Annotated in this window: 21 protein-coding genes; 11 read left to right on the forward strand and 10 right to left on the reverse strand. The window is 41.0% G+C overall.

Translation table 11 applies throughout. From position 1 onward, the window contains the following. Window positions 1-34 precede the first annotated feature (34 nt). The 6 genes from lptB to CWB75_RS10700 are packed head-to-tail and all read right to left on the reverse strand — an operon-like array spanning window position 35 to window position 4,332. Complete coding sequence (gene lptB, locus CWB75_RS10675; RefSeq protein WP_010390565.1) at window positions 35-760, reverse strand: LPS export ABC transporter ATP-binding protein; 726 nt, start codon at window positions 758-760, stop codon at window positions 35-37. Beyond that, the gene (gene lptA, locus CWB75_RS10680) at window positions 757-1,296 is read right to left on the reverse strand and encodes a lipopolysaccharide transport periplasmic protein LptA (protein ID WP_010390566.1); all 540 of its coding nucleotides are present in this window, start codon (window positions 1,294-1,296) and stop codon (window positions 757-759) included. The genes lptB and lptA overlap by 4 nt, the downstream gene beginning before the upstream one ends. Then, on the reverse strand, window positions 1,286-1,840 hold the full coding sequence (gene lptC / locus CWB75_RS10685; protein ID WP_010390567.1) for an LPS export ABC transporter periplasmic protein LptC: 555 nt from the start codon (window positions 1,838-1,840) through the stop codon (window positions 1,286-1,288). Before lptC ends, lptA begins: the two co-directional genes overlap by 11 nt. Then, a complete protein-coding gene (gene kdsC, locus CWB75_RS10690) occupies window positions 1,837-2,388 on the reverse strand; it encodes a 3-deoxy-manno-octulosonate-8-phosphatase KdsC (protein WP_010390568.1) in 552 nt (183 codons plus the stop codon). Before kdsC ends, lptC begins: the two co-directional genes overlap by 4 nt. Further along, window positions 2,389-3,360: a KpsF/GutQ family sugar-phosphate isomerase gene (locus tag CWB75_RS10695; protein ID WP_054202370.1), complete on the reverse strand. Its 972-nt coding sequence runs from the start codon at window positions 3,358-3,360 to the stop codon at window positions 2,389-2,391. Window positions 3,361-3,363: 3 nt separating this feature from the next. Continuing rightward, window positions 3,364-4,332, reverse strand: a complete 969-nt coding sequence (locus CWB75_RS10700) for a calcium/sodium antiporter (RefSeq protein WP_138570631.1) — start codon at window positions 4,330-4,332, stop codon at window positions 3,364-3,366. Between the two features lie 265 nt (window positions 4,333-4,597). On the opposite strand from CWB75_RS10700, the gene CWB75_RS10705 reads away from it, so the two are divergent. The 7 genes from CWB75_RS10705 to murA are packed head-to-tail and all read left to right on the forward strand — an operon-like array spanning window position 4,598 to window position 9,264. Beyond that, on the forward strand, window positions 4,598-5,413 hold the full coding sequence (locus tag CWB75_RS10705) for an ATP-binding cassette domain-containing protein (protein WP_138570632.1): 816 nt from the start codon (window positions 4,598-4,600) through the stop codon (window positions 5,411-5,413). Then, window positions 5,413-6,192: a lipid asymmetry maintenance ABC transporter permease subunit MlaE gene (gene mlaE, locus CWB75_RS10710; protein WP_054202367.1), complete on the forward strand. Its 780-nt coding sequence runs from the start codon at window positions 5,413-5,415 to the stop codon at window positions 6,190-6,192. The genes CWB75_RS10705 and mlaE overlap by 1 nt, the downstream gene beginning before the upstream one ends. A gap of 14 nt (window positions 6,193-6,206) precedes the next feature. After that, window positions 6,207-6,755 (forward strand): outer membrane lipid asymmetry maintenance protein MlaD, encoded by a 549-nt coding sequence (mlaD, locus tag CWB75_RS10715; RefSeq protein ID WP_008115537.1) that lies wholly within the window; start codon window positions 6,207-6,209, stop codon window positions 6,753-6,755. A gap of 5 nt (window positions 6,756-6,760) precedes the next feature. Continuing rightward, entirely contained in the window at window positions 6,761-7,441 is a 681-nt protein-coding gene (locus CWB75_RS10720) for an MlaC/ttg2D family ABC transporter substrate-binding protein (RefSeq protein ID WP_010390574.1), read from the forward strand. Next, window positions 7,434-7,727, forward strand: a complete 294-nt coding sequence (locus CWB75_RS10725) for an STAS domain-containing protein (RefSeq protein ID WP_138570633.1) — start codon at window positions 7,434-7,436, stop codon at window positions 7,725-7,727. The genes CWB75_RS10720 and CWB75_RS10725 overlap by 8 nt, the downstream gene beginning before the upstream one ends. Window positions 7,728-7,732: 5 nt before the next feature. Then, complete coding sequence (locus tag CWB75_RS10730) at window positions 7,733-7,990, forward strand: BolA family protein (RefSeq protein WP_007378312.1); 258 nt, start codon at window positions 7,733-7,735, stop codon at window positions 7,988-7,990. A gap of 14 nt (window positions 7,991-8,004) precedes the next feature. Beyond that, complete coding sequence (murA, locus tag CWB75_RS10735) at window positions 8,005-9,264, forward strand: UDP-N-acetylglucosamine 1-carboxyvinyltransferase (RefSeq protein WP_138570634.1); 1,260 nt, start codon at window positions 8,005-8,007, stop codon at window positions 9,262-9,264. A 91-nt stretch (window positions 9,265-9,355) separates the two neighbouring features. Here the strand turns inward: murA and CWB75_RS10740 are convergent, their stop codons facing one another. From CWB75_RS10740 to CWB75_RS10750, 3 genes are all read right to left on the reverse strand, one after another. Continuing rightward, window positions 9,356-10,438: a trypsin-like peptidase domain-containing protein gene (locus CWB75_RS10740; protein ID WP_075170489.1), complete on the reverse strand. Its 1,083-nt coding sequence runs from the start codon at window positions 10,436-10,438 to the stop codon at window positions 9,356-9,358. Window positions 10,439-10,525: 87 nt separating this feature from the next. Beyond that, the gene (locus CWB75_RS10745; RefSeq protein ID WP_054202364.1) at window positions 10,526-11,878 is read right to left on the reverse strand and encodes a Do family serine endopeptidase; all 1,353 of its coding nucleotides are present in this window, start codon (window positions 11,876-11,878) and stop codon (window positions 10,526-10,528) included. A 122-nt stretch (window positions 11,879-12,000) separates the two neighbouring features. After that, window positions 12,001-12,435 carry a Z-ring associated ZapG family protein gene (locus CWB75_RS10750; protein ID WP_075170488.1) on the reverse strand — a complete coding sequence of 145 codons (435 nt, stop codon included), beginning with the start codon at window positions 12,433-12,435 and terminating at the stop codon, window positions 12,001-12,003. Window positions 12,436-12,556: 121 nt separating this feature from the next. Between CWB75_RS10750 and zapE the strand changes: the two genes are divergently transcribed. Continuing rightward, window positions 12,557-13,645, forward strand: coding sequence for a cell division protein ZapE (gene zapE / locus CWB75_RS10755; RefSeq protein ID WP_054202362.1), 1,089 nt, complete (start codon window positions 12,557-12,559; stop codon window positions 13,643-13,645). A gap of 114 nt (window positions 13,646-13,759) precedes the next feature. On the opposite strand, the gene gorA is transcribed toward zapE, so the two are convergent. Next, window positions 13,760-15,121 carry a glutathione-disulfide reductase gene (gorA, locus tag CWB75_RS10760; RefSeq protein WP_055013344.1) on the reverse strand — a complete coding sequence of 454 codons (1,362 nt, stop codon included), beginning with the start codon at window positions 15,119-15,121 and terminating at the stop codon, window positions 13,760-13,762. Window positions 15,122-15,351: 230 nt separating this feature from the next. On the opposite strand from gorA, the gene prlC reads away from it, so the two are divergent. The 3 genes from prlC to CWB75_RS10775 all read left to right on the forward strand — a co-directional run bounded on the left by prlC (window position 15,352) and on the right by CWB75_RS10775 (window position 19,565). Beyond that, on the forward strand, window positions 15,352-17,403 hold the full coding sequence (gene prlC / locus CWB75_RS10765; RefSeq protein WP_138570635.1) for an oligopeptidase A: 2,052 nt from the start codon (window positions 15,352-15,354) through the stop codon (window positions 17,401-17,403). A gap of 162 nt (window positions 17,404-17,565) precedes the next feature. Next, window positions 17,566-18,744, forward strand: a complete 1,179-nt coding sequence (locus tag CWB75_RS10770; protein WP_008467220.1) for a response regulator — start codon at window positions 17,566-17,568, stop codon at window positions 18,742-18,744. Window positions 18,745-18,809: 65 nt separating this feature from the next. After that, window positions 18,810-19,565: a class I SAM-dependent methyltransferase gene (locus CWB75_RS10775; protein WP_008115552.1), complete on the forward strand. Its 756-nt coding sequence runs from the start codon at window positions 18,810-18,812 to the stop codon at window positions 19,563-19,565. The last annotated feature ends 214 nt before the right edge of the window (window positions 19,566-19,779 follow it).

The raw sequence follows: 19,779 nt of genomic DNA on the forward strand, positions 1-19,779 counted from the left end.
ATCTTAGCAGATGCTTAGTGGAATAACACACATATTAGAGCTTGAACTGCTCGCCCAAATAAACATCGCGTACTGTTTTATCGTTTAATACATATTCTGGAGTGCCTGATGCAATTAACTCCCCATGAGAAACTATGTAGGCTTTTTCACAAACATCAAGTGTTTCGCGAACGTTGTGATCAGTGATCAATACGCCAATTCCTCGGTTTTTAAGGTGCTCTATAATCTTTTTAATATCTAATACAGAGATAGGATCAACCCCTGCAAAGGGTTCGTCTAGTAGTATAAATTTAGGATTTGCTGCTAATGCTCGCGCAATTTCAACACGGCGACGCTCACCACCTGACAGAGCCATACCTTGGCTGTCACGAATATGCTGAATACTAAATTCATCAAGTAAATTATTTAAGGTATCTTCACGTTGTTGCTTATTGAGCCCTTTACGTGTTTCTAATATAGCCATTAAGTTTTGATAAACCGTCAGCTTTCTAAAAATAGATGATTCTTGTGGTAAATATCCTATCCCTAGGCGAGCTCGACTGTGCATTGGTAATAAAGTGATATCTTGATCATCGATTGATATTTTACCTTTATCGCTAGGTACAAGGCCTACAATCATGTAAAAGGTCGTAGTTTTACCTGCGCCATTGGGGCCAAGTAAGCCGACAATGCTGCCAGCTTCAACTTCTAGGCCAACGTTTTTCACCACTTCACGGCCTTTATAGCTTTTCGCTAATAGCTCTGCTTTTAATGTGCTCATGGTTGGCCTTTATCGTCTTCTTTTTTGTTTTCAACAGGCACTAAAATAGTGTGTACACGGTCTGTTGAGTTTTCGTCTTTTTCTGCGCTAATTAACTGCTGCTCTATATCGTAGGTGATACTTTTAGCAGTTATTTTTTGACCTGCTTGAGCAATACTGGCATCGCCGATTAAGGTTAAAAAACGTTGCGAAACATCGTAACGTACTTCATTCGCACTGGCACTCATGATGGTGCCATCTGCTTGTGTTTCTTCAAAATATGCAGGGCTGCCTGTGGCAATTAATAATTGCTTGTTATCGCCTAAGTCATCGCGTTTATGCACTTCTAAACGGTCAGCTGTGATACGGCGATTACCATGAATAATTTCAACATTTTTCTCAAAAATGCCCACGTTTTCTTTTAATTGACCTTCCTGCCTGTCAGCACTAATTGAGATTTGATTAGCCGCAGGAGCTTCAGTGGTTTCCTCTGCATGGCTATGAAATGCAATCAGTAATGAAGGAACAATTAGAATTTTAAATAGGTTATTGGTCATAATATAGGGTTCGCGTATGGTTAATAAGTTTAATCACTTCGGTTTTTAAATCGGCCTCAAGGCCTTTGCCTGTGATTTTTAAATTAGGTCCTGTAATAACGACAGGCTGCTCTGACTGCATAGTGAGTAGTTTTATATCTACATTGATGCTATCGGCTGTGATCGTATCGATCATGGCGTTATCGGCTAAATTTAGCGCTTTTACATTGCCCTCTAATACGAGTTGACGATCGTCGTAGAGGGTGGCCTCATCAGCGTTAATACGCCATGTTTGCTGCTCGTTGTATAACGTAAATATAGGTTTTTCAAAAAAGGTAAAACCAAGTTGTTGGTATAACTCCATTTTTACCGCAGTTACTTTGTGGCTTATTTTACCTTGCTCATTATAAGCGGTTTGTTTTAGCTCAATCGCAGTGTAATCAGGCTTAGCAATAGTTTGAGTTTGTTCATCCGCAATAATATCTACCTGAGAAAAATAAGGATACCAAAGCCAAACCATACAGCTTATGAATAAGATGCTCAGTATAATGCGAGCTACATTCATGAACTGGTTCCTTGGCTAGTAAGTGGCTTATTGTTTTCAAGCATCAGTAAATCTGTTAACTCTCTTACTGCGCCAAAGCCGCCTGGCAACTGAGTGACATAATGCGATAAACGTTTAATCAGTGGGTGGGCGTCGTTTACGGCTACTGCAAACCCGACTTTTTCCATCACTGGCATGTCAGGGCCATCGTCACCAATGTAAGCTATTTGCTCATCGCTGAGCGCTAATTTTTGTTTTAATTCTTGATAGGCAATGAGTTTGTCTTCTTGGCCTTGGTATATATGTTGTACGGTTAAATTGCTCATACGTTGTTGAACTATTTTTGAGTGACGACCTGTGATCACGGCAACTTCAAAACCACTATTAATAAGGGCTTTAATGCCAAACCCGTCTTTGGTATTAAATGCTTTGAGCTCTTCACCTTGGTTGCCAAGATAAATACGTCCATCAGAAAATACACCATCAATATCGCAAATTAATAATTTTATTTTTTTTGCGCGCGCTTTTGCATCATCACTTAACGGCTGATAAAGATCTTCAAACTGCATTTATAGCACCCCCGCTTTTAGTAAGTCTTGCATATTTAGTGCGCCAATGGGCTGATTATGCTCATTAATCACAATTAAACCATTAATACGTTTTTGTTCCATAATGTTCAGTGCTTCAGCCGCGAGCATGTCTTGTGTGGCTGTTGTACATGACTTTGTCATCACAACATTAATTTCTGTGCTGTGTATATCAATACGTTGCTCTAAAATACGGCGTAAATCACCATCGGTAAACAACCCCGATAATTGCTGATTACTATTTATAATAGCGGTCATGCCAAGCCCTTTGGCTGACATTTCAATTAAGGCGTCTTTAATGGTTTGCGTTTCATTAATAATAGGCGTGTGAATACCGCTGTGCATTACATCTTTTAAGGTTAAGAGTAAGCGTTTGCCTAAACTGCCACCTGGATGCGACAGTGCAAAATCATCAGCGGTAAAACCACGGGCTTCTAATAATGCTACCGCCATAGCATCGCCCATAGCGAGTGTTGCTGTGGTACTTGCTGTTGGCGCTAAGCCTAATGAGCAGGCTTCTTGTTCAACTTTAATACACACATGCACATTTGCCAATGTTGCCATGGTTGACGTTTCGTTGCCTGTCATAGCAATCATTTTTGCGCCAATGCGTTTTAATACCGGAATAATATTAAGCACTTCACTGGTTTCGCCAGAGTTAGATATAAGCATAACCACATCATTTGATGTAATCATACCTAAATCGCCATGACTCGCTTCACCAGGATGTACAAAAAATGCGGGGCTACCAGTACTCGCTAAAGTGGCTGCTATTTTATTACCGATATGGCCCGACTTACCCATGCCAATAACAATAATACGGCCTGAGCAGTCGTACATTAATTGGCACGCTTGATCAAAGCTTTCATTAACGTATTGTGCGATATCGCTGAGTGCTTGACGTTCTATATCAAGGACGCGCAAGCCTTGTTGAATAAAATTTAGCGTTGCCATGGATCACCCTACTTGACTAAAAATATAACCTTGGTAAATCATAAATGCGACGATGAGTAAGCCACCTTCTACTCTATTGATACGTCTTTGACCTCTAAAGTTCAATGACATAGCAATAAGTGCCAAGGTTGCACCGATCATAATTAAAACATCACGGTTAGCTACTGATGCGTCAATAACTGATGGGTTAATTAATCCTGCCAGCGGTAACACCGCGAGAATATTAAAAATATTTGAGCCAACAATGTTACCCAGTGCTAGATCATCTTCATTTTTAAGAACACCCGCAATGGAAGCAGCAAGTTCAGGTAAGCTGGTGCCTATGGCTATTATGGTTAAACCAATTACTAAGTCACTTAAGCCAAAATATTTTGCAATATCAACGGCTGAGCCAACTAAAAAGTGTGAGCTAACAGGAAGTAAAATCATTCCGACGACTAACCAAAAAACGGCTTTTTTGGTTGGGACATTATCAGGTACTTCATCACAGGCTTCGCTAACAAAGGGGTCGTCTTGGTTTTTTGCTCGCAGTGATACAAAAATAAGTCCACCAATAAAAACAACAAAACCAAAGAGTAAGGCTGCGCCTTCAAAAAAAGAAAAGTAGTTATCTGAAAAAATATACCAAGTAGCGATAGACACCAATAATACCAGTGGAATTTCTCGTTTTAATGTACTTGAAGAGACTGAAAGCGGTCTTAAAAGTGCTGTAATACCTAATACTAATAATATGTTAGTGATGTTTGAACCAACTGCATTACCTACGGCTGTATCGGTTTTATTTGCCAAAGCAGCTGAAGCGGATACCATCATTTCAGGGGCCGATGAGCCCATAGCTACCACGGTTAAACCTACAATTAATGTTGGTACGCCAAAGTTTTTAGCCAGTGCAGCCGCACCATAAACAAACCTGTCTGCACTCCATACGAGAGCCGCAAAACCGAGAATTAAAATGACAAACGAGGTAACCATTGTGATAAGCCAGTTAGTGTAAATTCAGATAGCGCGAATAGTAACAAAAGCCACCATAAAAGTATAAGTAAAAGAGTAAGCTGTAATACATTAGGCGGTTATTAAAATAATTATTTAATGGGTTAAGTTGCTTGTTTAAGCATCGGTTAAGTCAATTTGTCGCAGTCTTATAGCTGTTTTTTCGTGGCTATTACAAAATCTTACGAATTGTTTTTTCCATCTTGACCAAAAAACCCTTAAAATAGAAATATGAGAGAATATTGTTATGGAGAGCGACTTGTCGCAATCAATAGTAGAAGTCAAGGATGTTACCTTTTCTAGAGGCGATAGGGTCATATACAAAAATATGAGCTTTGATGTCCCAGAAGGTAAAATTACTGCCATTATGGGGCCAAGCGGAATTGGCAAAACCACGATGCTGCGCTTAATTGGTGGCCAGCTCAAACCCGACTCCGGTGATATTTTATTTAAAAACGACAGCATAGTTGCCATGTCCCGTAAAGAGCTCTACGCGGCACGTAAACGTATGAGTATGTTATTTCAAAGCGGTGCATTATTTACCGATATGTCGGTGTTCGACAATATCGCATTTCCTATCCGCGAGCATACACAACTCAGTGAAGATTTAATTCGCTTAGTGGTTTTAATGAAACTACAAGCAGTTGGCTTACGTGGTGCTAAAGATTTAATGCCTTCAGAGTTATCTGGTGGTATGGCACGTCGTGCAGCCTTGGCTCGCTCTATAGCGCTTGATCCTGAACTTATTATGTATGATGAGCCTTTTGCAGGACAAGATCCTATCTCAATGGGAGTGTTGGTTAAGCTTATTAAATCTTTAAATGAAGTACTTGGTTTATCTTCTTTAATTGTTACACACGATGTGACTGAAGTAATGAGCATTGCCGACCACGTTATTATTATTGCCGAGCAAGGTGTGATTGGTAGCGGCACGCCAGATGAAATGCGTCAGCACGAATCACCACTTGTGCAACAATTTTTAAAAGGGTTATCAGATGGGCCTGTACCATTTCATTATCCAGCACAAACCTATGCAGATGAACTGTTAGGAGAGCCGCAGTAATGTTGGATTTACTACAAAAAATAGGCCATAAAACGCTGGGTCGATTTGCAGCACTCGGGCGTTCAACTCACATGCTAGCAAGTGCATTATGGCATTTACCCAATTTAAAAAAAGGTACGCCTCTGCTGGTGCGCCAACTCTACATGGTTGGTTCACAATCGCTGTTGATTATTGTGGTGTCAGGATTATTTATCGGCATGGTTTTAGCGCTGCAAGGTTATACCGTTTTAGTTGATTATGGTGCAGAAGATAGCCTAGGCCCGTTAGTAGCGCTTAGCTTGTTACGTGAGCTTGGACCGGTAGTTACTGCGTTATTATTTGCAGGCAGAGCAGGCAGTGCGTTAACCGCTGAAATCGGCTTAATGAAAGCCACCGAGCAGTTATCGTCGCTAGAGATGATGGCTATTGACCCGCTTAGGCGTATTATTGCGCCGCGATTTTGGGCTGGCTTGATTAGTATGCCGTTATTGGCGTTAATTTTTTCAGCGGTCGCTATTATTGGTGCTCACTTAGTCGGTGTTGATTGGCTAGGCGTTGATACCGGAAGCTTTTGGTCAATAATGCAAGCTCAGGTGTCGTTTGAAAAAGATATACTAAACGGTTTAATTAAAAGTATCGTATTTGCGATTGTTGTGACTTGGATTGCGCTTTATAAAGGGTATGACTGTATTCCTACATCAGAAGGGATCAGCAAGGCAACAACAGAAACAGTGGTGCATTCATCACTGGCGGTATTAGGTTTTGACTTTATTTTGACAGCGGTAATGTTTACTAGCTAATAGGGTATTAAATAATGAATTCACGGAAATTAGAAATTTTAGTTGGTTTTTTTGTCGCGCTGGGTATCTTGGCATTTTCAATGCTAGCGCTTAAAGTGGCCAATTCAGGTATTAGCGGCTCAGGTGAAACCTACACATTAAACGCCAAGTTTGAAAATATAGGCTCATTAAAAACTCGCGCGCCTATTAAAGTAGGGGGAGTTGTTATTGGTCGTGTCGAGTCAATTTATGTACACCCGCAAGAGTTTTTACCAGTAGTAAATATGAGTATTGATGCGCAGTATTTATGTCGTTTTTCAGATACCAGCTCTATCTCAATTTTAACCTCGGGTATTTTAGGTGAGCAATATTTAGGTATTAACCCTGTGATCGCCTCGGATTCAGCTAAGCAACGCTGTTTAGGCGAAGATGTTGCAAACAGTGCACAAGACCAAGCTATTGATGATTTATTTGGGGTGCAAAGCAAAGCATTAGCAAGTGGCGATTCAATTACTGATACCAAATCGGCATTGGTACTTGAAGAATTAATTGGCCAGTTCTTATTCAACCAAGGTAGTGAGTAATTATTATGTTGAAAACATTTTTAGTAAGTATTGCGCTGGTAAGTTTAATGCTATTACAAAGCGTGCAAGCAGCAGAAGTAAAATTAACTGATCCTAATAAAATGGTACGTCAAGTTGCTGACAATACCTTTGCACGAATTACCCAAGATCAACCATTAATAGTAAAAGATAAAGAACATTTACGTGTTATTGTTGAAGAAGAGTTAATGCCGTACATTGACTACAAATATGCGGCACTAAGAGTGTTAGGTAGCGAAGTGTCTAAGGTACGCGCAATTACCGACAAGGCAGAAAAAGCAAAAGCAATTGAAGATATTCAGCGTTTTATTGGTGCATTTAGAGAGTACTTAGTTGCCACCTATGCCGGTGTATTTACCCAATACACTAACCAACAAGTTGAATTTGCTGCCGAGCAACCTTTTAAAGGTAAAGACGTGGTGGTGGTAAAAACCAAAATTGTTGAAGCGGGTAAACCTGATATAAAAATTGATTTTAAAGTACGTGAAGACCGAAGCGGTGAATGGCGCGCTTACGACATGATTGCTGAAGGTATTAGTTTACTTGATGCAAAACAAAGTGAACTTCAGGGTATTTTACGTCAACAAGGTATTGACCATGTTAGCGGCCTATTAGAGCAAAAAAGTAAGCTACCGGTTCAGTTTAGAGGCAGCGATACAAATGAGTAAATTGGCAATCAGCCAAGTTGATGAGCAGCATTTACGAGTTACTGGTGAATTGACTCATAACTCAATTGGCAATGAACGGCTTCTGAACACTAAGCGACAAACTAAGCATAAAACCCTTTATTTTGACCTAAGTGAGGTCACAAGGGTTGACACAGCCGGCTTAGCTTGGTTAATTCACTCTTTTACAGAATTTAAGCAGCAAGGTATTCGCCTTGAATTGCAAAACCCACCTGAACAACTGCAAAACCTTATGCAGTTGGGTCAGGTTACAACCCTATTTGAGTGAGAGTTATGGAAACGAGTCAAGTCGAAACATTATTACGCGACGAACTTCAGTTAGCTGAAGTACATGTAAAAGCCAATGGTAGTCATTATGAAGTAATTGCGGTTGGTGAATGCTTTGACGGATTAAGTCGTGTTAAAAAGCAACAGTTAGTGTATGGCCCATTAATGAACACTATTTCAGATGGCACCATTCACGCTGTTTCTATCCGCGCTTTTACTCCGACTGAGTGGAAACGTGAGCAAAAATTCATTTTACCGCAATAAATAGGGCCCCTTAGATGGATCAATTTGTAATTCAAGGTGGCACTTCACTGGCTGGTGAAGTAACTATTTCTGGCGCTAAAAATGCGGCACTGCCTATTTTATTTGCAGCCTTATTGCCCGAGGGCAAAAGTACCTTTACTAATGTACCGCGCCTTCGCGATATTATTACTACTGAAGCTTTATTAAAAACCTTAGGCGCCGATGTTCAGTGGCAAGGTGATTCACTGATTATTGATGGTGCAACGGTAAATAGTACACTAGCGCCTTATGATTTAGTAAAGCAAATGCGCGCATCAGTGCTCGCACTTGGGCCTTTAGTGGCTCGTTTTGGTGAGGCTCAAGTATCTTTGCCTGGTGGCTGTGCTATTGGTGCACGCCCAGTTGATATTCATATTCAAGGTTTAGAGCGCATGGGCGCGCAAATAACTGTGGAAAATGGTTATATTAATGCCAAAGTAAATGGACGCTTAAAAGGCGCTGAAATTTTCATGGAAATGATCAGTGTCGGTGCTACCGAAAACTTACTCATGGCGGCAACGCTTGCAGATGGCAAAACTGTTTTAGAAAATGCAGCGCGCGAGCCCGAAATCATCGATTTAGCTAATTGCTTAATTGCAATGGGCGCTAAAATTACTGGTGCAGGTTCTAGCCGTATTGAGATTGAAGGGGTTGAGCGCCTATCAGGTTGTGAGCACCGCATATTACCGGATCGTATTGAAACCGGTACCTTCTTAGTTGCCGCCGCGATGGCCGGTGGCGAAGTACTGTGTAAAATGACCGACTTTCATTCACTTGAGCCGGTAATTGAAAAACTGCGTGCAACCAACGCGCTACTAGAAGTGCATGAGGATAGTATTTATCTTGATATGCGAGGCCGAGAGCTTAAAGCGGTTAATATTAAAACTATGCCGCACCCAGGTTTTCCAACCGACATGCAAGCTCAATTTACCGCTTTAAATGTAGTGGCTAACGGCAGTGCGACCATTACCGAAACTATTTTTGAAAATCGGTTTATGCATGTGCCTGAGTTACAACGTATGGGCGCTAATATTCGCCTTGAAGGCAATACGGCTTTTTGTGGTGAGACACAAAGCTTATCGGGTGCGCAGGTTATGGCAACCGATTTACGAGCATCAGCGAGCCTTATTTTAACGGGGATTGTGGCCCAAGGTGAAACGGTTGTTGATCGTATTTATCATGTAGATAGAGGTTATCAGCGTATTGAAGATAAACTCAGTGCGTTAGGTGCTAACATCAAACGCAAAAGCAATTAGTTATATTAATACAATTATTATTCTAACGCATAAAAAACGCGATTATATATCGCGTTTTTTTATGCCTGATGTCAAAGGGTAAACAAGCGCTTTATAGCTTGGTTTCGAGCTCGGCTACTTTCACCATTATTTTTTGTATTTTACCGTTACGGTATAGCTCAAACTCAATTTCTTTACCTGGCTCGGTACTGCCTATCTTTTTTAATACATTTTGTGGATTAGCCACTGAAAGCCCTGCAATTTTAATCACAATGTCTTGCTCTTCTATACCCGCCTGCCATGCAGGACCTAGAGGGTCGAGATTGGTAATACGCATGCCTGCGACAGGCGTTAAGCTATCATTGACCTCTTTGCCTGTACTATCTACTGCAGTGCCTTCAAAGCCCAAGTAACCACGAACAACGCGACCATGGCGAATAAGTTTACCCATAACTTCTTTAGCAAGGGTATAAGGTACAGCAAAAAATATTCCCTGAATGTTTAAGTTCTCACGGGTTTTAAATTGGGCTGAGGTGATCCCTACTAAATCGCCATTAGAATTTACCAGCGCTCCTCCCGAATTGCCCACATTAATAGCGGCATCCATTTGCAATAAGTTATTGTAAGGACTGTCGGTAATTTTTTGCTTACCAGTAGCGCTAATGATCCCCTGAGTAATTGTTTGCCCTAAATTTAATGGATTCCCGATTGCTAACACCAAATCGCCCACATTCGTGGTGTAGTTGTCATTAACAGGAATAACAGGGAGGTGGTTGGCATTTATTTTTAATAATGCTAAATCGGTAATGGTATCAAAGCCAATAAGTTGTACATCAAAAAAACGTCTCCCATCGGTAAGAATCACCAGTATTTGATCGGCATTATTGATCACATGGTAGTTAGTCAGTATATAGCCATCGGGTGACATGATCACGCCAGATCCTAACTCTTGCACCGTATTTTGGCGCTTGTAGCGTGGCTCTTTAGAAATACTCTCTGAAAAAATAGTGACAACCGATGGTGCCGCGCGTTTAACCGCATCAGAAAAGCTTAAATGGCTTGTGGTCATTGCGCTTGGCAGGGGAACATTAGGTAGTAATGCAGTGCGCATGTTAGGGCTGAAAAAAACCACTAAAAAAGCAATGCCTAAACCGGCAAACAAAGGAGGAAGTACAAATTTTAGAAGTTTTAGCACGGTATTCTTATTGTTAGTGAGCAATCCCTTTATGATGGCACAAAAAAAATAACAGCGGCAAGTGCCGCTGTTACTTTTATTGTATTATTACTGAATTAATACAAAGATAGACTCGCGTCCACGTTTAACACCTAACACAATATTACCTTGAATATCGTCGATAATTTGGTTCATATCGCGAATGCTTTCTACCCTTTGACGGTTTACTTGCACAATAACATCGCCTTCTTCAAGGCCAACCCGTGCTGATGGTGAACGAGGATCGACAGAGGTTACCTCAATGCCTTTCATTTTGTTTTTCTTCACATTTTCTAGTGTTGCACCTTGGAATGCTGGGTGTAATTCTTCACCTGCCGCTGTAATTCCTGATGCGCCATCTAGGGTAACTTCAACGTTTTTAACTTTACCATCACGATAAATTCCTAGCTGCACTTCACGGCCTTCACCTAAGGTGGCTATTTTGCTTCGCAGTTCATGGAAGCCACTAATTTCACTGCCATTAATGCTAATAATCACATCGCCTGCTTTAATACCGGCTTTGCTGGCAGCTGTATCATCGAGTACCTGCATAACGTAAGCACCTTGTTTAACATCAAGCTGCTGTGCTTTGGCAAGGCCTGCATCAAGAGGGCGGCCTGAAATACCTAGCGAGCCACGGCGTACTTCACCATGTTCTACAATTTGATCAACAAGGTTTTTCATCATATTTGATGGAATAGCAAAACCAATCCCCACATTACCACCCGATGCACCTAAAATGGCGGTATTAATACCAATTAACTCACCGTTTAAATTAACTAAAGCGCCACCTGAGTTGCCTTGGTTAATCGCGGCATCGGTTTGAATGAAATCTTCGTAACCTTCAATATTTAAACCACTACGGCCTAGTGCGCTAACAATACCTGAGGTAACTGTGTGGCTTAAACCAAAAGGGTTACCAATAGCTACAGCAAAATCACCGACACGTAAGTCATCTGAGTTAGCAAGTTTTACCGCGGTTAATTCATCTGCGTCTATTTGTAGTAGCGCAATATCAGACTCTTTATCGCTGCCAATTTTTGTTGCATCATATTCGCGACCATCTTCGAGGGTAACTACCATTTTTTCGGCGTCTTGTACTACATGGTTGTTGGTAACCACATAGCCTTTGTCGGCATCAATAATAACTCCAGAGCCTAAACCACTAAACTGTCGCTTTTGGCTACGTGGCTGCGGGTTACCAAAAAAGAAATCGAGTGGGTCACCGCGTCGACGCACTTCTTTAGAGCCTGAAACCTGAATACTCACTACACCTGGCGTGATTTGCTCAAGCATAGGGGCAAGTGTTGGTAATTGTTGACCATTAACGGCAACCGGCAACTTAGCAAACGAGGCGGTTGGACTTAATAATAAGCTAGTAGATAAAATAGCAGCACTGATAAGTGATAATTTCATTTTCATAGTCAGGGTTTACTCCACTTAAAAAGCAAAAGGCTGCAATAAGCAGCCTCAAAAAAGTATATCAGTAAGATAAAACAACAAAGCTGTTATATCTAAAGACTATGGGGTCAAAAAAAAGTTCATCAAGATGCTTTAGAAGTATTCTCATCACCTGCAAATAAACCTGACTTACCCGACACATAATCAGCTGGTTGAGCATCGGCGTTTGAGCGATCTGAACTACGTTCTTTTAATGACGCTTGTAACTGTTCGGTGGTTTCTTTAGAGAAAAACGGTTCAGCAGGGGCTTTATTTCTGTCTTCAAGTAACAGTTGATTAGTTTCTTCAACGTGACTTAATAACTGATCGTAGTTTTCTTTCATTTTGTTTACTAACTTACCAGTATTCGCTAAATGGTCGGCAACATCTTGGCGATACTGCTCAAGCGAATGCTTAGCTTGCTCTGCTTGTTGCTCTAATTCATCTTGTTTAAACTGTTTTTTAGTGACAAAGGCACCAACGAAAAATGCAGCAATAGCAACTACTACCACTAATCCTACCCATGTAAATGTACCCATAAATTCACCTCTATGCGAAAATAACTAAAAAATTAAAATGCTACTAAGTCTAATATACCCTGAGTATTGATGCGTGTTAATATGCTTTACAAATTAAACTGTGTTTTAACTGTAAATAGATATGACTCCTTGGCAAACATACCAGCAAGACCTTCAACGCGATGACTTTGTACATGACGCAGCACAAGAAAATGCAGTTCGTCATTTACAGCGTTTATACGACGATTTAACACAAGCAAAACCACAATCTAAAGGTTTTTTTGCAAAGCTTTTTAATAAAGCAGAGCCAGCTCCAATTAAAGGTTTATACTTTTGGGGTGGTGTAGGCCGTGGTAAAACTTACCTTGTTGATACTTTTTATGAAGCGTTACCGGGTGATAGAAAAATGCGAGTGCATTTTCACCGCTTTATGCACCGAGTACACGATGAACTTAAAAAGTTAAATAACACTGCCAACCCTTTAGAAACAGTAGCCGATATTTTCAAAGCAGAAACAGACATAATTTGTTTTGATGAATTTTTTGTTCAAGACATTACCGACGCTATGTTGCTCGGTGGTTTAATGGAAGCATTATTCGCTCGCGGTATTGTACTGGTTGCCACGTCAAATATTATACCTGACGACTTATACCGCAATGGTTTACAGCGTGCCCGTTTTTTACCGGCTATTGCCTTAGTAAATAAGCATACTGAAATAGTTAATGTAGATTCAGGCGTTGATTACCGACTGCGTACTCTTGAACAAGCTGAAATTTTTCATAGCCCGCTTGATGAACAAGCTGATAAAAACCTATTCGAATATTTTGACAAGCTCTCGCCAGAAGTCGGTAAACTAGATACCCCAATAGAAATAGAAGGGCGGATGATCAACACTCGCAAAGTATCTGACTGCATCGTTATGTTTGAATTTAGCGAACTGTGTGAAACCGCGCGTAGCCAAGTTGATTACATGGAAATAAGCCGATTATATAACACGGTGATTTTATCTAATGTAAAACAGCTAGGGCAAAATAATGATGACGCAGCAAGGCGCTTTATTGCGTTGGTAGATGAATTTTATGAGCGTAATGTAACGTTAATTATCTCTGCAGAAAAACCGATTACCGAGCTCTATACGCAAGGCAATTTAAACTTTGAATTTAAACGCTGTATTAGTCGCTTACAAGAAATGCAATCGTTAGAGTATTTAGCCCGAGAGCATTTAGCTTAAAATACGAAGGTTAGCGGGCGACGGGCTGCGGGTCTCGAGCAAAACATCTAACTTCTAAATAAAAAAACCTTGCGATGTTAACCGCAAGGTTTTTTTATTTCTCGAACCTCGAGCTTATCTCATAGTAACAAACTCTTCAGACCCGGTTGGGTGTAGTGCAACCACGGCGTCAAAATCGGCTTTAGTGGCGCCCATTTTCATGGCGACTGCAAAGCCCTGAATCATTTCATCAACGGTAAAACCAATACCGTGTAAACCTACTACTTTTTCATCATCGCCTGCACACACTAGCATCATATTACAGGCTTGGCGGTGCTGAGTAACTGCGGTGTACATAGCTGCAAAGCTCGATTTATATACTTTTACATTTTCGCCGCCGTACTGAGAAATAGCTTCTTGCTCAGTTAAGCCAATTGTGCCGATAGGTGGATGGCTAAATACTACGGTTGGTACTAGGCTGTAGTCCATTTTTAAATCGTTCGGCAATTCTTTATTAAATAAACGCTCCGATAGAGTACGACCCGCTTTAACAGCAACCGGTGTAAGCTCAATACCATTTTCGATAATATCACCCACAGCGTATACATTTTCAGCTGTGGTGTTTTGGTATTCATCTACTTTTACATAACCGCTTTCGTTTACTTCTACGCCAGCTGCAGCAAGGTTAATTTTATCAGTTGTTGGCGTACGGCCTATAGCCCAAATAACCTGGTCAACATTTTCGCTGTAACCATTCTCAAAGTGAATTGTTAAGCTGCCATCAGCCTCTTTTACCACTTCTTTTGGTGAACACTCAGTGTGCAGTGTTGGGCCTTCTTTTGCCATAATATCAACCAGTGTGTCGATAATGTATGGGTCAAAGGTACGTAGTGGCTTGCTCTTACGAACAAATAAGTGAGTCTGTGTACCTAAGCTGTGCAGCACACCGGCAATTTCTACGGCAATATAACCGGCACCAACAACAGCAACACGTTTAGGTTGTTCGTTCAGCTCAAAAAAGCCGTTTGAATCAATACCGTGTTCAGCACCTGGAATATTAGGAATAGTAGGGCGGCCACCAACGGCAACTAAAATGTGATCGGCAGTATAGTGTTCGCCATCTACTTCAACGGTTTTACTATCAACAAACTTTGCAAAACCTTTGATCACAGTTACGCCATTTTTAGCTAAACCATTATCATAGCCTTTGTGAATACGGCCAATATAGGCTTCACGGCTTTCTACTAGTTTTGACCAGTCAAAGCCTTTAACTTCAACATCAAATCCGTAATCAGGAGCATAAAGATTAATAGCTTCAGCAACTTGAGCACCGTGCCACATTACTTTTTTAGGAACACACCCTACGTTTACGCAGGTGCCACCCATGTGTTTTGCTTCAATAAGTGCTACTTTTGCGCCACGCATTGCTGCACGGTTAGCTGATGCAATACCACCACTACCGCCACCAATTGCAATGTAATCAAAATGCTGAGCCATGTTTAATCCTCTAAATGTGTTTAACAATGTTTTACCGATAATATCATATGCGATGAACAAGTCACTTGTTCAGGTTTGCTAAAATCTCTACCATCAAACGAAAATCAAGCTAGTTAAGATCAAGGTATTATTAGTCGAGCGTATATTAAGCTAAGAGCTGAACACTTCCCCTTGTATTTACGTATTTTGCCCCAACTTCATTTTTATATTTGCACAAACTGAGAATGACTATGAGCAATGCACAAACAAATCCCCTAATCGGGCTTGAAGGTTTACCGCCTTTTTCAAAAATAAAGCCAGAGCATGTTGTCCAGGCACTAAAAAAAGGTATTGAGCACTGTCGCAGTGCAATTGATGATGTATTAGCAAAGCAATCATACACCTGGAATGATTTAGTATTACCCCTTGAAGAAGCTGACGATAAACTATCGCGATTATTTTCACCGGTATCACATTTAAACTCGGTGATGAACAACGATGAACTTCGCGAAGCTTATGAGCAGTGTTTACCGCTTATTTCTGAATATTCTACTTTTGTTGGCCAACACCAAGGCTTATATGAGGCTTACAGCGCGCTTTATAATAGCGATGAATTTAAAACACTCACTACCGCTCAGCAAAAAACCGTTACCAACGCATTGCGTGACTTTAAGCTTTCAGGCATTGCACTAAATCCTGAGCAGCAAAAACGCTACGGTGAAATTAGTGCGCGTTTATCAGAGCTAGCTTCAAAATTTGGTAATAACGTGATGGATGCCACGCTTGCATGGCATAAGCATATTACCGATAAAAGCCAACTAGCGGGCTTACCAGAGTCAGCACTGGCATTAGCGGCTGATACAGCAAAAAGTAAAGGCTTAGAAGGCTGGGTATTTACTCTCGATTTCCCATCTTACTTACCTATAATGACTTACGCAGACGACCGTGAACTTCGCAAAGAAACATACACCGCGTTTTCTACTCGTGCATCCGATCAAGGTCCAAATGCAGGAGAGTTTGATAACTCGGCGATTATGAGTGAAGAGCTGGCACTGCGTCATGAGTTAGCACAATTACTTGGCTTTAATAATTACGCCGAAAAATCTTTAGCTACAAAAATGGCAGAATCACCTGCCCAGGTATTTTCATTTTTAGAAGACTTAGCTGCTAAATCTAAGCCACAAGCAGAGCAAGAGCTTAAAGAGTTGCAACAATACGCAGAGCAACAGCACGGTATTAGTGAACTACAGGCATGGGACTTTGGTTATTACAGCGAAAAGCTAAAGCAAGAAAAATACGCGATTTCAGATGAAGTATTACGCCCATACTTCCCTGCCGATAAAGTGCTCAGTGGTTTGTTCGAAACTGTTAACCGCTTGTTTGGTATTACTGTTAAAGAGCAAAAAGACATTGATACTTACCATAAAGATGTGCGCTTTTTTGAAATTTACGATAGCAACAATACTTTACGTGGCCGTTTCTACTTAGATTTATACGCCCGTGACCACAAGCGTGGTGGTGCGTGGATGGATGACTGTATGGGTCGTAAAGTGCGTGCTAATGGTGAACTTCAAACACCAGTTGCTTACTTAGTGTGTAACTTTAATAAAGCGATTGGCGATAAGCCTGCTTTGTTTACCCATAATGAAGTAACCACACTGTTCCATGAGTTTGGTCACGGCATTCACCACATGTTAACTCAAGTAGATGCAGCGCCTGTTGCTGGTATTAATGGTGTGGCATGGGATGCCGTTGAATTGCCAAGTCAGTTTTTAGAAAACTGGTGTTACGAAGAAGAAGCCCTAAGCTTTATTTCAGGCCACTTCGAAACCGGTGAGCCATTACCAAAAGAGCTACTAGATAAACTATTGGCCGCTAAAAATTACAACTCAGGTATGCAAATGCTAAGACAACTTGAGTTCTCGTTATTCGATTTTAAAATTCACCATGACTACGTGGCAGACAAACCATGTAACATTCAAGCTGTACTTGATGATGTACGCAGTCGTACCTCAGTCATTAAGCCGCCAGCGTTTAACCGTTTTCAGCATGGCTTTAGTCATATTTTTGCGGGCGGTTACAGTGCAGGCTATTACTCGTATAAATGGGCTGAAGTACTTTCGGCTGATGCCTACTCTAAATTTGAAGAAGAGGGGATTTTTAATCCACAAACTGGCCAAGCGTTTATGCAGCATATTCTTGAAAAAGGCGGCAGCGAAGAGCCAATGGCACTGTTTAAAAACTTCCGCGGTCGTGAGCCAAGTGTAGATGCACTACTGCGCCACAGCGGCATCGCCGCTTAGGGTCTGTTGATTTTTGCGGATTAAAATATAATTACAAAAGCGCCCCAGAGGCGCTTTTTTATTGCCTAAAATACAGCGCTGTTAAAGAATATTTTGAATAAATTTTAGTAGTTTTAACATGGCGTACTATGCTTTTAACAAAGTACTAAAAGGGACTAACGCATGGCAAAGTTAATACTGGCAATTGATGACGATAAATTAATGCACCATATTATTGAAGAATCTTTAGCTGGGTTTTGCAAAGTGATCCACGCCAAAAATGGTGAAGATGGCATAAGACAAGCGATTAAATATAACCCCGATATTATTTTGCTTGATGTTGAAATGCCGGGGATGTCTGGTTATGAGGTTTGCCAAACTATTAAACAAAATAAAGCCACAACAGATATTCCGGTAATGTTTTTATCATCCAAAGTGGGGCAAGCTGAACGTATTAAAGGGTTTAGTGTTGGCGGGGCTGACTACATTTTGAAGCCTTTTAACGCACAGGAGCTGATGGCACGCATTAAAATTCTTTACCAGTATCGCAAGCAGTGTGCAACACTGCAGTATGATATAGCAAAGGCCAATAAAACAGCTGAAATGGCGATGATTGAGACCGGTGACATGGGGCGCATTATGCGTTTTGTTTGTCAAAGCTATCATGCCGATAATTTAGAATTATTAAGTGAATACTTTTTAGGTTTTTTTACTCCATTACACCTCAATGTCGTGGTTGTTTTTTGGCAGAATAACCAGGGAATGTTTTATAGCCAAGAAACAGGTGTATGCCCATTAGAGCAAGAGCTACTCATACAGCATAAAAATGCAGAACGCTTTGTTGATATTGGTCATAGTACTATTATTAATTACCCTAATATTTCACTATTAATTAAAAATATGCCTGTAGATACGCCATCACTTTATGGCCGCTATAAAGATTTATTTCCGCATATTTTAGAAGTAACTAACGAAAAAGTAGTTACTATACAGCAGCACCAATATCGACTAATGCGCGATAATGAGCTAACCCTTGCTTTTCAAGATATTGTTGCCCAGCTTAAAAATCAAAACGCCATGCAAACGAGTGCAATTAGCCAGCTTACAGAGCAGCTTGAGCAACTCCAATCGCTAATACAAACACTCAACGAGATACCAGCTTCGCAATTTAATCAGCAAATAACTCAGCTTAGTCATACATCACAGCAGCTGGTTGCAACCACTAATGATTTAGCCTTTATTAAGCACCAACTAAAAACAACCACTCAACAGCGTGATGACTTAATTACTCAAACACAACTAAGTAAACAACAAACGCAGCCAGAACCTGAGAGCGAAAATAACGATATTGAGTTGTTTTAAACTAGAGATCGTATATTGGCTTTGTTTGGGTATAATAACGGTGAAATTTATCATCGGAGTGTGAAGTGGTTATACAGTGTGCGTTTAAAGAGTGTCGACCTTATTTAAATGAGTTAGAAGCACGCTTTGGGCTTGCTCAATGGGCAGAGCAAAGCAGTGGTTTTAGCTTGCATTACGATGATAAAGGACTAAGCCTGTATAAAACTGACGAGCCAAAACTAGGTGCTATTAACGTAGACTTTGTAACTGGTGCCGTTGCACATAGGCGTAAATTTGGTGGTGGTAAAGGGCAATCAATTGCCAAAGCGGTTGGCCTTAATAAGGGCGCAACGCCAGTGGTACTCGATGCCACAGCAGGCCTTGGACGCGACGGTTTTGTGTTAGCCTCGCTAGGCTGTAAAGTAATTCTACATGAGCGCCATCCCGTGGTTGCTGCACTGTTATATGATGGCTTACAACGTGCTTATAACGATAGTGAAATTGGCCCATGGATGCAGCAAAATATGAGCCTTATCTTTGGCTCAAGCCATACCTTACTTGCCCAATGTGACAGCATGCCCGATGTGGTTTACCTTGATCCAATGTTCCCTCACCGTGAAAAATCAGCATTGGTTAAAAAAGAAATGCGGGTATTCCAAGAGTTAGTGGGTGGCGATACCGACGCCGATGATTTACTCGAGTTTGCTTACCCACTTGCCAGTAAGCGTGTAGTGGTTAAACGCCCCGATTACGCACCATTTTTAAATGATAAAACTCCAAGCATGCAAATCAAAACCAAGAAAAACCGCTTTGATGTGTATGTAAAAGCAGCGATGGTTTAGGTTAAAGAACAGTTTTTAGTCTTCAGCTGTCAGTTGCCAGCAAAAGATTAAGCCAAGTACGGTGTTTGGGTTAAACGTAGGCGGGGCTTTACGCCGCGCAGGTAGTTTGACATGTTGTGAAAGTGCGCGAGTAAACTCTCGCCTATAATATAAAAACTGGGCTTGCATAAGGCTCGGTGTTTAATTTTACTACCTGACCGCTGACCGCTGACCG

It is taken from the genome of Pseudoalteromonas sp. S1608 (genome assembly GCF_005887265.1).
Lineage (GTDB): Bacteria > Pseudomonadota > Gammaproteobacteria > Enterobacterales > Alteromonadaceae > Pseudoalteromonas > Pseudoalteromonas undina.

Excerpts from the sequence above, each read along its gene's own strand:
- lptB (WP_010390565.1), bottom strand. The coding sequence starts at position 760 with ATGAGCACATTAAAAGCAGAGCTATTAGCGAAAAGCTATAAAGGCCGT.
- lptA (WP_010390566.1), bottom strand. The coding sequence starts at position 1,296 with ATGACCAATAACCTATTTAAAATTCTAATTGTTCCTTCATTACTGATT.
- lptC (WP_010390567.1), bottom strand. The coding sequence starts at position 1,840 with ATGAATGTAGCTCGCATTATACTGAGCATCTTATTCATAAGCTGTATG.
- kdsC (WP_010390568.1), bottom strand. The coding sequence starts at position 2,388 with ATGCAGTTTGAAGATCTTTATCAGCCGTTAAGTGATGATGCAAAAGCG.
- CWB75_RS10695 (WP_054202370.1), bottom strand. The coding sequence starts at position 3,360 with ATGGCAACGCTAAATTTTATTCAACAAGGCTTGCGCGTCCTTGATATA.
- CWB75_RS10700 (WP_138570631.1), bottom strand. The coding sequence starts at position 4,332 with ATGGTTACCTCGTTTGTCATTTTAATTCTCGGTTTTGCGGCTCTCGTA.
- CWB75_RS10705 (WP_138570632.1), top strand. The coding sequence starts at position 4,598 with ATGGAGAGCGACTTGTCGCAATCAATAGTAGAAGTCAAGGATGTTACC.
- mlaE (WP_054202367.1), top strand. The coding sequence starts at position 5,413 with ATGTTGGATTTACTACAAAAAATAGGCCATAAAACGCTGGGTCGATTT.
- mlaD (WP_008115537.1), top strand. The coding sequence starts at position 6,207 with ATGAATTCACGGAAATTAGAAATTTTAGTTGGTTTTTTTGTCGCGCTG.
- CWB75_RS10720 (WP_010390574.1), top strand. The coding sequence starts at position 6,761 with ATGTTGAAAACATTTTTAGTAAGTATTGCGCTGGTAAGTTTAATGCTA.
- CWB75_RS10725 (WP_138570633.1), top strand. The coding sequence starts at position 7,434 with ATGAGTAAATTGGCAATCAGCCAAGTTGATGAGCAGCATTTACGAGTT.
- CWB75_RS10730 (WP_007378312.1), top strand. The coding sequence starts at position 7,733 with ATGGAAACGAGTCAAGTCGAAACATTATTACGCGACGAACTTCAGTTA.
- murA (WP_138570634.1), top strand. The coding sequence starts at position 8,005 with ATGGATCAATTTGTAATTCAAGGTGGCACTTCACTGGCTGGTGAAGTA.
- CWB75_RS10745 (WP_054202364.1), bottom strand. The coding sequence starts at position 11,878 with ATGAAAATGAAATTATCACTTATCAGTGCTGCTATTTTATCTACTAGC.
- CWB75_RS10750 (WP_075170488.1), bottom strand. The coding sequence starts at position 12,435 with ATGGGTACATTTACATGGGTAGGATTAGTGGTAGTAGTTGCTATTGCT.
- zapE (WP_054202362.1), top strand. The coding sequence starts at position 12,557 with ATGACTCCTTGGCAAACATACCAGCAAGACCTTCAACGCGATGACTTT.
- gorA (WP_055013344.1), bottom strand. The coding sequence starts at position 15,121 with ATGGCTCAGCATTTTGATTACATTGCAATTGGTGGCGGTAGTGGTGGT.
- prlC (WP_138570635.1), top strand. The coding sequence starts at position 15,352 with ATGAGCAATGCACAAACAAATCCCCTAATCGGGCTTGAAGGTTTACCG.
- CWB75_RS10770 (WP_008467220.1), top strand. The coding sequence starts at position 17,566 with ATGGCAAAGTTAATACTGGCAATTGATGACGATAAATTAATGCACCAT.